The sequence below is a fragment of the Slackia sp. genome (assembly GCF_977041755.1).
In genome coordinates this window covers 1-10,344 of record NZ_CDRRGL010000066.1, presented here as the reverse complement: position 1 = coordinate 10,344, position 10,344 = coordinate 1, and the positions used below count along the sequence as shown (strand labels likewise).

The 10,344-nt window shown below is 59.0% G+C and carries 8 protein-coding genes and 1 pseudogene; 7 read left to right on the top strand and 2 right to left on the bottom strand.

Features of this window, described 5'->3' with window-relative positions; genetic code table 11:
• Window positions 1-83: 83 nt before the first annotated feature.
• The 5 genes from ACWI8T_RS06070 to ACWI8T_RS06050 all read left to right on the top strand — a co-directional run bounded on the left by ACWI8T_RS06070 (window position 84) and on the right by ACWI8T_RS06050 (window position 7,206).
• Complete coding sequence (locus ACWI8T_RS06070; protein WP_449138302.1) at window positions 84-1,706, top strand: helix-turn-helix transcriptional regulator; 1,623 nt, start codon at window positions 84-86, stop codon at window positions 1,704-1,706.
• 370 nt (window positions 1,707-2,076) lie between these two features.
• A complete protein-coding gene (locus ACWI8T_RS06065; protein WP_449138301.1) occupies window positions 2,077-3,759 on the top strand; it encodes an FAD-dependent oxidoreductase in 1,683 nt (560 codons plus the stop codon).
• Between the two features lie 247 nt (window positions 3,760-4,006).
• Window positions 4,007-4,522 (top strand): hypothetical protein, encoded by a 516-nt coding sequence (locus ACWI8T_RS06060; protein ID WP_449138300.1) that lies wholly within the window; start codon window positions 4,007-4,009, stop codon window positions 4,520-4,522.
• 91 nt (window positions 4,523-4,613) lie between these two features.
• Window positions 4,614-6,392, top strand: coding sequence for an aspartate--tRNA ligase (aspS, locus tag ACWI8T_RS06055; RefSeq protein WP_294376954.1), 1,779 nt, complete (start codon window positions 4,614-4,616; stop codon window positions 6,390-6,392).
• Between the two features lie 397 nt (window positions 6,393-6,789).
• On the top strand, window positions 6,790-7,206 hold the full coding sequence (locus ACWI8T_RS06050; protein WP_418349913.1) for a hypothetical protein: 417 nt from the start codon (window positions 6,790-6,792) through the stop codon (window positions 7,204-7,206).
• A 30-nt stretch (window positions 7,207-7,236) separates the two neighbouring features.
• On the opposite strand, the gene ACWI8T_RS06045 is transcribed toward ACWI8T_RS06050, so the two are convergent.
• Window positions 7,237-7,869 (bottom strand): hypothetical protein, encoded by a 633-nt coding sequence (locus ACWI8T_RS06045; RefSeq protein ID WP_449138303.1) that lies wholly within the window; start codon window positions 7,867-7,869, stop codon window positions 7,237-7,239.
• Between the two features lie 171 nt (window positions 7,870-8,040).
• Window positions 8,041-8,106, bottom strand: a pseudogene (locus ACWI8T_RS06040) (DUF7577 domain-containing protein); the annotation flags it as partial.
• Window positions 8,107-8,296: 190 nt separating this feature from the next.
• Here ACWI8T_RS06040 and ACWI8T_RS06035 point away from each other — a divergent pair.
• Both ACWI8T_RS06035 and ACWI8T_RS06030 read left to right on the top strand, forming a co-directional pair.
• Window positions 8,297-9,760 (top strand): zinc-ribbon domain-containing protein, encoded by a 1,464-nt coding sequence (locus tag ACWI8T_RS06035; RefSeq protein ID WP_449138299.1) that lies wholly within the window; start codon window positions 8,297-8,299, stop codon window positions 9,758-9,760.
• A 299-nt stretch (window positions 9,761-10,059) separates the two neighbouring features.
• Window positions 10,060-10,344 (top strand): hypothetical protein (locus ACWI8T_RS06030; RefSeq protein ID WP_449138298.1); only part of this gene is annotated, 285 nt, incomplete at its 3' end.

The window sequence follows — 10,344 nt, the reverse complement described above, 5'->3', positions numbered from 1 at the left end:
TCGAAACCGGTTGCGCAGCCGCGTGGCCGGTTTTTTGCTATCATGGGGCAGTTTTCTGGGGAGAAGCTATAAGGGAGGCGCGCATGTCGGTTGCGCAGGCGAGGGGCATTGTCAAAGGCTTGAAGTGGCATCACTTGGGCTTCTGCTTCTTTTGGGCAGTCACGTTCGTCGCGCTGCTGGCTCCTGCCGATGAGTTCGCGTTTGTAAGCACAGGATTTTCCGTGGGCAAGCAGATTTCGACCATCGCTGCCGTCGTCGTGGCGGCGACGCTCTCGGTTCGCCGCGGCAGCAAGGCGTTTTCTCCCGAGTCGGCGTATATCGCGGGCATCGCCCTGTCGGCTGGGTCTCTTTTGTATTACCTCGCATTCTTTCTGGCCGATTTCTCGGTTGCCTCGGTCACAATTGCATCGGTGCTGGTGGGAGCTTCGCAGGGCGCGTTTTTTGTGATGTGGCAGAGCTTCTATGCGTCAGAAGGCACCTCGCGCACCACGGTCTACATTCCTCTTTCGGCGCTGTGCTCGGTTGTGCTGTGCATCGCCATCGGTTTCTTGCCAACGGAATGGCTCGTGGTTTGCGGCGTCATCGTTTTGCCCGCGCTCGGCGCGTGGACCTTGCGCAAAAGCCTTGCCGAGGTCGCTCCCTATGAAGCGGAAGCGCTCACTCGCGAGCGTCGTCGCATGTTGCTGCGCGACATGGGACGTCCGGTGTTCTGCGTGTGCGCCATCGGTTTCGTGTGGAAGATGATCGGCTACGTGGTTCCGCAGGGCAATCTTGGCTCTTTCGAGGGCATCATGCTTGGCATGAGCTGCGCTACGCTCGTGGTTGCGGCCATCGAGCTGTTCACTGAGCGCGGCTTCGACATGCTGCGCGTATATCAGGTCCTCTTTCCGCTCATTACTGGCGTGTTCCTGCTGCCCACGTTCTTTGGCATTGGGTGGCTTGGCGCGGTTTCGGTATTCACCATGTTCGGTTTCGAGGTGGTGAATCTGTTGTTGCTCATCACCTGCGCTGCGTACGCAAGCCGCAAGGCAATCGATTCGTCGCTCGTGTACGCGCTGTGCGTGGCGCCGACGCTCGTGAGCTTGCTTTTGGGCGATACGGTGGGGCAGGTTGCCGCTGCGCATACGGTGCTCGATTTCACGCTCGTGGTCGATGTGCTGTTCGTGTGCGTGTACGTGCTTACGGCGGCGCTCTTTTTGGCGTCGCTTGGCCGCAACAGGAGCGATGTGCGCCGCTCGATAACCGCGGCCCCTCAGGCAAGTGTGGGCGAATGCGATTTCGGGGAAGCCCTTGCGAAAAACGCCGCTCGGGCGAAATCCGAGGAATCCCTGGTTCAAGACGCGTGCGCGGCCGAAGAAGAACCGTGCGTTCAGAAGGCACTGTCGAGCGAAGGCGAATCGCGTGATGCTCAATGGTGTGAAGAAAAGCCCTCGCCCGCCCTTCACCGCTCAAACGACGCCGACCCCATGGCGCCAACCGGCGAGTCGTCCGACTCTCTCGAAGAACGTCTTTCTTCGCTTAACCTCATTGACCCGCTTTCTGCTCGCGAGTGCGAGGTCGCCGATTTGATGCGGCACGGAAACACCGTTGCGGCTATTGCTCGCCGTCTCTACATTTCGGAAAACACGGTGCGTGGGCATACGAAAAGCATCTATCGCAAACTCGGAATCCACTCGAAGCAAGAGCTCATCGACCTTTTAAATTAGCCCGCCTTCGGTCTTCCTTGCCGCCTTCCCTATCCAAAAATACCAACCCATCTTGGCGAAACGAGATGGGTTGCCTTGTTTTTCAACCCAGGATTCCATGGGTTACTGCCTCGGAAATTCGAGGGAAAACAAGCTTCTCACCAGGTGGAACAATAAAACAACCCATAATATGTGGTGCGTTGCGCCCCGTCTCGCCTCTATAGTGGCGCCATCGCATCCAGGGAGGGTGCAGATGCAAGCGCCGGGGAGGGCGCGCTTCTACAAAAGCCATGAAATTCGCCTGCGCGGCCTTGGGTCTGCGCGGCTTGCTATGGCGTTCGGGGCGGTCTCTTCGACGCGGCATCCCAAGGGATTCCATTAGGAGGGAACCATGGAAGAATTGAAGAAGGGCATTTCTCGCCGCAACCTGCTCAAGGGCGCAACGCTTTCTGCCGCGGGCGTGGCGGCGCTCGGCATGTTTGGCTGCAGCCCGGCGGGCGGCTCGTCGAGCTCGAGCAGCAAGGCCGACGCTGCTGGCGAATCGAAGCACACGTGGGAGGTTGCCCCCGAGGCTATCACCGATATCGCCGAAACCGTCGAGACCGAAGTGCTCGTTATTGGCGCCGGCTATTCGGGAACTTGCTGCGCTCTGAACGCCGCGCAGAATGGCACCAAGGTCACCTTGGTTGAGAAAGACGGCGTGCCCAACGGCCACGGCGTTGGCGGTACGGGCGCCATCGCGTCGAAGGCGCTCGACGCGCTCGACATCCATTTTGACAAGTCCATCGAAATGGAGCGCTGGGTCTCCACCTGCGGCAACCGCTGCCGTGAGTCCCTCGTTGCCAAGTGGTTCCGCGAGAGCGAGCGCTGCATGAACTGGCTGCTCGATCTTGCCGAGTCCGATGGCGCGAAATGCATGGTTACCGTTGGCTCCAATTCCACGGTGCACCCCGAGATCGATTGCTATCACATGATCTTCGGCGGCAACCTCGCTCAGGAAAACGAGGCAATCTCCATCGCGACGTACATCGAGTACCTGTTCATCGCTAAGGCTGAAGAGACGGGCAATTTCGAGCTCGTGTACAACATGCCTGCTCAGCAGCTCGTCACCAACGATAAGGGCGAAGTCACCGGTGCCATCTGCAAGAACGAGGAGGGCAAGTACGTGCAGTACAACGCCTCCAAGGGCGTCGTGCTCGCTACCGGCGACGTGAGCTACAACGATGAGTACATCAACGAGTTCGCTCCCATCGCGAACAAGGTTATGACTCGCCTGTGCTCTGACCAGGGCAACACCGGCGACGGCCACAACATGGCCGCATGGGTCGGCGGTGCCTTCCAGGACGGCCCGTGGCCCACGATGATGCACCCGCAGGCCGCGGCTATGTACCATGGCCCCTTCCTGTTCGTGAACCCCAAGGGCAAGCGCTTCATGAACGAGGCCACCTGGGTTCAGGGCAAGTGCGTCGGCACCATGGTCAACGGCGGCGACGACCACTGCTGGTCGATCTTCGACTCCAACTTCGAGGCCGACAACACCGCGTCGCTCGAGTTCGGCGGCGGCATGTTCTGGGATTCGTTCCGCGCTGTGGGCACCACGGCGGCTGATGCGTCCGCTTCCCACGCCAAGACGGTGAAGGAAGGAGTCGAGAAGACCCCCGACAACTACAAGGTTGCCGACACCATCGACGAGCTGCTCAAGCAACTCGACGTTGACGTCGACGAGGCCAAGAAGACCATTGAGCGCTACAACGAGATTTGCAAGAAGGGCGAAGACACCGACTTCTACAAGGAATCTCACTTCTTGTTCCCCATCGAGCAGGGTCCCTTCTATGCGACCAAGGTTGCCCCCGGCCTGCTCGCCGTTGTTGGCGGCATCGCGATTTCCGACAACTTCGAGGTTGTCAACGCCGAGGGCGAGCCCATCAAGGGCCTGTACGCCATTGGCAACTGCTCGGGCAACATGTACGCGTACGACTACCCGATCAATGTTCAGGGCAACAGCCATGGCCGCTGCCTCGTCGAGGGCAAGTGCCTCGGCGAACAGCTCGCGGGCGTCTACAAGGAGCAGTAGGAACACGAACGAGCCGTCGGCTTGCCATATGGCGAGATGCGGCCTGGCATCGCGATTCGCTTTGAAGGCAGGAGCGAAACGTAGCGGCGCTACGTAAGCGACGAGCGCAAGGCGCGATGCGGTGCTCGGTTGCGCCCGACGGCAACTCGAAGCGCCGTTCAGCGGAACGGCGTCGAAATACACCCCTCCCCGGGCCCGCCGCTTGGCGGGCCCTTTTGCTAGACTTACGTGCGATGAAAGGAATCGCATGACTATGAACGACGATGAATTGTTCGAGCATTTGCAGGAGCTTATGGCGGAGTTGCCCGCAATGCAGGAAAAAGGCGCCGTGCTTGCGAAGGCCCGTGCCGCGGCTGAGGTTTCTAAGCGCGCGCATTACTACGAAGGCCAGCAAAATGAGCTGAATGGCATTTTGTCCGAGATGGCCGAGCATGAACGGGAGAGGGCCATCGCCATCGAGCAAGGCGACTGTGAGCGCGAAGAAGCGCAGCGCGCCCTTATTCTGACGTGCGGTACGCAGCGCGGCATTCGCAAAGGTGCCGCCGATGCGGCAAAACGCGAGCTTGACCAGGCCCTTTCCGATGGCGGGTTCGCATCTTGCGAAGAAGCGGACGCTGCGAGGCTTTCCGAATCCGACCTCGCGAGCCTTTCCGCGGAAATCGGGGCTTACCAGGCCGATTACGCCGAAACGCTCGCCGCATGCGAGCGAATCGAGGCGGCAGGGGCGGCTTCGACCGATGCGGAAGGTGTCGAAGAAGCGTAAATTGCGTCGCGACCTTTCGCCGCATGCGTTTCCTGCGCTACAATAGCCCAGTTTGAGCGATTAGTTTCACTTCGCAAGGAGCTATAAACCGATGACCGAATTCATCAACGAGTATTGCATGCACGACCACACGTGCGGCGAGCTGCGTGCCTCCGATGTTGACGCGCAGGTCACCCTCACTGGCTGGGTGTGGCACAACCGCGACCACGGCGGTCTGATTTTCGTGGACCTTCGCGACCGCGAGGGCTACACGCAGATCGTGATCGACCCCGATTGCGTTTCCGAAGAGGAGTTCCACGTTGCCGAGCATCTCGGCCGCGAGTTCGTGCTGAAGATCACGGGCAAAGTGCGCGCCCGCGCCGAAGGCACTGTGAACCCGAACATGGCGACGGGCGAGATTGAAGTGCTCGCCAGCGGCATCGAGGTGCTGAACACCTCGGTCACGCCCCCGTTCTCCATCGAGGATGGCATCGAGACCGACGAAACCACGCGCATGAAGTGGCGCTACATGGACCTTCGCCGTCCCGAGATGTACAAGAATCTCAAGCTTCGCCACACCGTGGCGCAGGCTATGCGCAAGGCCCTCAACGAGCGCGGCTTCCTCGAGGTCGAAACGCCGATTCTGGCGAACTCCACGCCCGAAGGCGCTCGCGACTACCTGGTTCCGTCTCGCCCCAACCCGGGCAAGTTCTACGCGCTGCCGCAAAGCCCGCAGCAGTTCAAGCAGATGCTCATGGTGGGCGGCATCGAGCGCTACTACCAAATCGCTCGCTGCTTCCGCGACGAGGACCTGCGCGCCGATCGCCAGCCTGAGTTCACCCAGGTCGACATCGAGATGTCGTTCGTTCAGGAAAACGACGTCATCGACATGATGGAAGGCGTCTTCAAGGAAGTTCTCGAAGCTGCTGGCGTCGAGCATGAATTCCCGCTGCAGCGCATGCCGTGGAAAGAGGCCATGGATCGCTTTGGTTGCGACCGTCCCGACATCCGCTTCGGCATGGAGCTCGTTGACCTTACCGAGATCGTGCGTGGCTGCGGCTTTGGCGTGTTCGCCAAGGCCGTCGAGGCCGGCAACATCGTGAAGGCCATCAACGCGAAGGGCGCTGGCGACTGGAGCCGTGGCGATATCGACAAGCTGGCCGACATTGCTTCCGCCAATGGTGCGAAGGGCATGGCTTGGATTGCCTACACCACCGACGGCAAAGAGAAGAGCCCCATCATCAAGTTCCTGGGCGACGAGGTTCACGCGAAGATCAAAGAAGCCATGAACGTCGAGCCGGGCGACCTGGTTCTGTTCGCGGCCGACACGTTCGATATCGCAAACGCCGTGCTTTCTGCCCTGCGCCTGCACATGGCCGAGGCCCTGAACATTCCGCGTGATGGCCACAAGCTGCTGTGGGTCGTCGACTTCCCCATGTTCAAGTACGACGAGGAAACCAAGAAGTACGCGGCTGAGCACCATCCGTTCACGATGATTCCGAAGTCCGATTGGGACAAAATCGAGACCGACCCCATGGCATGCGGCAGCTACAGCTACGACATCGTCATGGACGGCTTCGAGGCTGGCGGCGGCTCCATTCGTATTCACAACGCCGAGCTGCAGAAGCGCGTCTTGAAGCGCTGCGGCGTCGACGATGAGGATATGGAAGTGAAGTTCGGCCACCTGATTCATGCGCTCGAGCTTGGCGCGCCCCCGCATGGCGGCATCGCTATTGGCCTCGATCGCCTGGTCATGCTGCTGGCTGGCAAAGATTCCATCCGCGACGTCATCGCTTTCCCGAAGACGAGCTCGGCAGCCGATCCCATGACCGGCGCCCCGAACGAGGTCACGACCCGTCAGCTCAAAGAGGTCAACCTGCGCACGCTGTAAGCGCCGGCTGCGAACGTAGTTGCATTTCGAAAGCCGCTGCCCGCATGGGCGGCGGCTTTTTCGTGTGTAACGCCGCCGTTACATCAAAACTCGCAATTCCATTGCATAAAAACGCACGAAGTGCGTACCCTCTTTCGAAAAAGCGTGTGCCACTTTAGAATTGATGATACGCGACCTGGGGTTTTTATGAAGCGAATGTCTTCTATGACTTAGGTTTGGCACAAAGGGTACGCACTTCGTGCGTTTTCATGCGACGTGGGCTGCCGCGCGGTGGAATATGGCGGTTTCGTCGCATACGGCGCGCGCCGGTGACGGCTTTTCAACAGCCTGCGATCACCGACGCGTAAATACCTATGCTCTTACTTGTTCAAATATCTGCATATGAGGAAAGACACTCATGAAAAACTTCTTCGCGCAATTGCCGTATAAAATCGGCGCTTTCATGGTTGGCCGTCGCGGCATGGATAATTTCAATGTCGCGTTGCTCGTGACTTCCGTGATCTGCATGGTGCTTGAAATCCTGTTTGGATGGCGTGTGCTTTCGTGGGTGTCGTTTGTCCTGCTCATCGTATGCTGCGTGCGCTGCTATTCCAAAAACATCGCGGCACGAGAAAAAGAGAACCAGAAGTGGCTTGCGGCATCAGCGAAGCCAAAGCGTTGGTGGAATATGCTCGACACCATGTACGTGAATCGCAAGACCACGAAATACTTCCGGTGCAAAGGGTGCGGGCAAATTCTCTCTATTCCGCGCGGCAAAGGCACGATGCGCATCGTGTGCCCGAAATGCAAAACCGAGGTCATGAAGAAGTCGTAAGGCTGCTCGAGGTGCGTGTGCCCGCAATGGCTATTTGCGCCATGCCCCAATTGCGCCAATGGTGCTTGTGACTCCAATGTATGCAAGCTGGCGTTGAATAGATTTCGTCTGCTCAAGAACCTCTTGCGTTGCGTAGAGGTTTGCGTTCGCGATGCCTTTCATTTCCTGTTGGTAGCATTCGTTCTCGAAATACTGAATTGCCTGGGTGAGCGTATTGGCCTTGCCGTCAGCTACGATGCGGGCTAAAGCGTCGAGCAGCCAGGGGTTGGCGTACTTGAATGCCACGAGCTGGTGGTTTGCGAACGACTCGTAATTGCGCCAAATTTCGTTGGCGGCCGTCTGGGCCGCCGATTTGGCCTGAGCGTATTGGCTGTCGAATTTCGCGCGAGTTTTCGGTGCGCGCGCCTTGCGGACGATGAAAATCGCAATGATAATGCCGCCGATGATAAGGGGGCCGGCGAGGAACAACAGCGCGACAAGGTTGTCAAAGTAATCGGCAAGTGTTGGGTTCTCGATGATGACCGCCTCGTCGATGTGCGCTTGCATATAAGAAACGAACGAAGCAATCAGGCCAATGCCCAGCACGATGAGCACTATGCCTAAGATGAGGAGTACGGGTGATTTTACGCGCTTCTCGAAGTCGGCGCGCTGTCGTTCAAGCATCTCCATCTGGGAGCATTGGGCGTTGAGGACGCTATAGTTTTTGGCTTGCGGGGCAACGTGGGCTTGAAACGCACGAAGGAAGTTCGCGACGCTCTGTCGGCCTTTGCTTGCGCTGATTTCCTGGTCAAATGCCGACGGCGCGCTATTCGATTGCGCGTTTGCCTGGAGCGCGTTTCCGCATTGGCGGCAAAACCTCGCTGTGTTCTCGTTTTCTGTTCCGCAATGGCTGCAATACATGGCCCCTCTTTTCGTTGGGGATTGTTCTAACGATGCAAGAATAGTCAAAGGGCGTGTTCCTGAAAAGGGGAATAAATCGGGTAAAAAAATCGTGGAGGCATGCGCGCATAGTGCGGCCGTTGCATGCGCCCGATACGTCAGGGCTTACAATACCGATCGAAAAGAAGCGAATCCAAATGGAGGGTCAGGCATGTATTGCACGAAATGCGGCGCGAAGCTTCCCCACGATGCGAGGTTCTGCATGAACTGCGGAAAGCCGGTATCGGCAATTGTGTCCGCGAAGGCTGTCGAGCTGAAGGCCTCGCCTGCGAATGTCGCTGTGCCCACGAAAGTTGTTGAGCCGGAGGGTGTATCCGCGAAAACGACCGTACCTGCGGCTGCGTCCGAGGAAGCCGCTGCGTTTGCGGTTTCGTCCGAGGAAGCCGCCGCACCCGCGGCCTCATCTGCGAAGGCCGCCGTGTTGGCGTTTGCGTCGGAAGCGGTGGACGCGGGCAGGAATGATGCCTTGTCAAGCGGCCATCCCTCAAACGCTTCTTCGCAAAATGACTCTGCACGCCTCGGTTCCTTGCAAAGCGATTCCTTATTCAGCGATCCCTCGTTCGAAAGCGCGGCTTTTGTGGACGAGTCCGAAAGGTTATGCGAAGCCGGCGCATGCGATGCGTCTTCGGCGTCTCAAAACAGCGCCTCGTCAAAGCACCCCGAAACGCTGCGTGGCGCAGTAAATGCCACGAAGCATCGCTCGCGTCGTCGCGTGCCGATGGTCGTGTTGGTTGCGCTGGCAATGGCCCTTGCCGCGGGCACCGCATACGCCGCTTACCGCGTTTACACCGACGTATGGCTCCCTGCGCAGCAGACCCAAAACGAGCAAATTGTCGAAGCGCCCGAGGAAATCACGTATTCGGTTGAAACTCGCTCGATGGATGTGAGCGTGCCGGTCGACCCATATGATGCGCCGGGCAAACGCGAGGCGCAGAAGTGGTACTACCCGCACATCGAGGCTTCGGCGCAAAGCGATGCGGTCGACAAGATTAACGCTGCCCTCGAGGAATCCATGCGCACCGACGTTGAGAAGACGAATGCAGCCCCCGATACCGCGGAAGACATGGGAGGCGCCATCGTATTCATATGCCAACAGCGCTCCATCACGCTGACGTATATCGACAACGACATTGTGTGCGTGCGCGACCAACGCTATGACACGGGATGGGGTGCGCATGGTTCGACGACGGTAACGGGGTGCGCTTACAGCTTGGAAACGGGCGACCCCGTTGACCCGGTATCCGCCTTTGGCCTCACTCCTGAACAGGCGAAATCGGCTGTTGCCGATGCGGTCACCGCGTATCTCGCCACCAATCCGAGCGATCTTCTGAGCACGAACGCAGTCGTGAGGGACATTACGAATATGTGTTTGATCAGTCCCGCGACTGGAAGCGGCATTGATGTCGAAAATCCGCTTGACGGATGCTCCCATTTCTATATTGCGAGCGAAGGCCTGGTGTTTGCGACGGAGGATTACCAAATGGGCAGCTATGCGTACGGAAGGCGCGAGCTCGTGGTTGCCCCAAGCGACGGCAGCCTTGCGAAAGTCGGCGATACCGTCGCCATCGAGGCGCCCATGGGCTTCTCCGGTTCCGGGCAAACGTCTTCGCAGTAGCGGGGTCCTATTGCGCTGCGGGTCGACTGAATGAAGAGCCGCTGCGGTGAAAGTGCGGTGCGCCTTGCGGCAATGCTCCGCAAGGCTTCGCGCGCTGCGGAACGGCTACGAGCTAAGCGAACCCTACCAGGGTTGGCCTGCGAAGCGTTTGCGCGGCTACTCAGACGGCGTCCGCCAACTCGTGCTTTCGGTTTCGCCGAAGGCGCGTCTCGAGCGGATCGCAGCTAGGTTGCTCCCCGAAAATGACGCTTAAACGGGGTAAAATAATCGCACGATACCGTCGACCGTTGGATCCCAATATGAACGTGATTGACCAGTTGAAAACCCCTCAAGGCCGAATTCCCGTGCATGACGCTCGTCTTGTGCGGGGCGAGTCGCCGTGCCTCGAGTTCGTGCCGGCGAATGCCGCCGAGCGCTTCGCGACCCCAAATCAGGCCGCGCCGCGTCCCGCGTCGCAAATCGGCATCGAAGATCTCGCCTTTGTCGATAAGGACGGGCTGCTGCCGCTGGCCTTGCAAACAGGTCCTTTGTTCGGGGCGGACGTGCGCGAGTCGCTTGCCGATTGGCAAAGCGCGGCGAATGTG

What these genes read in the sequence shown, in the direction of transcription:
- ACWI8T_RS06070 (WP_449138302.1), top strand. Translation starts at nt 84, where the DNA reads ATGTCGGTTGCGCAGGCGAGGGGCATTGTCAAAGGCTTGAAGTGGCAT.
- ACWI8T_RS06065 (WP_449138301.1), top strand. Translation starts at nt 2,077, where the DNA reads ATGGAAGAATTGAAGAAGGGCATTTCTCGCCGCAACCTGCTCAAGGGC.
- ACWI8T_RS06060 (WP_449138300.1), top strand. Translation starts at nt 4,007, where the DNA reads ATGACTATGAACGACGATGAATTGTTCGAGCATTTGCAGGAGCTTATG.
- aspS (WP_294376954.1), top strand. Translation starts at nt 4,614, where the DNA reads ATGACCGAATTCATCAACGAGTATTGCATGCACGACCACACGTGCGGC.
- ACWI8T_RS06050 (WP_418349913.1), top strand. Translation starts at nt 6,790, where the DNA reads ATGAAAAACTTCTTCGCGCAATTGCCGTATAAAATCGGCGCTTTCATG.
- ACWI8T_RS06045 (WP_449138303.1), bottom strand. Translation starts at nt 7,869, where the DNA reads ATGCTTGAACGACAGCGCGCCGACTTCGAGAAGCGCGTAAAATCACCC.
- ACWI8T_RS06035 (WP_449138299.1), top strand. Translation starts at nt 8,297, where the DNA reads ATGTATTGCACGAAATGCGGCGCGAAGCTTCCCCACGATGCGAGGTTC.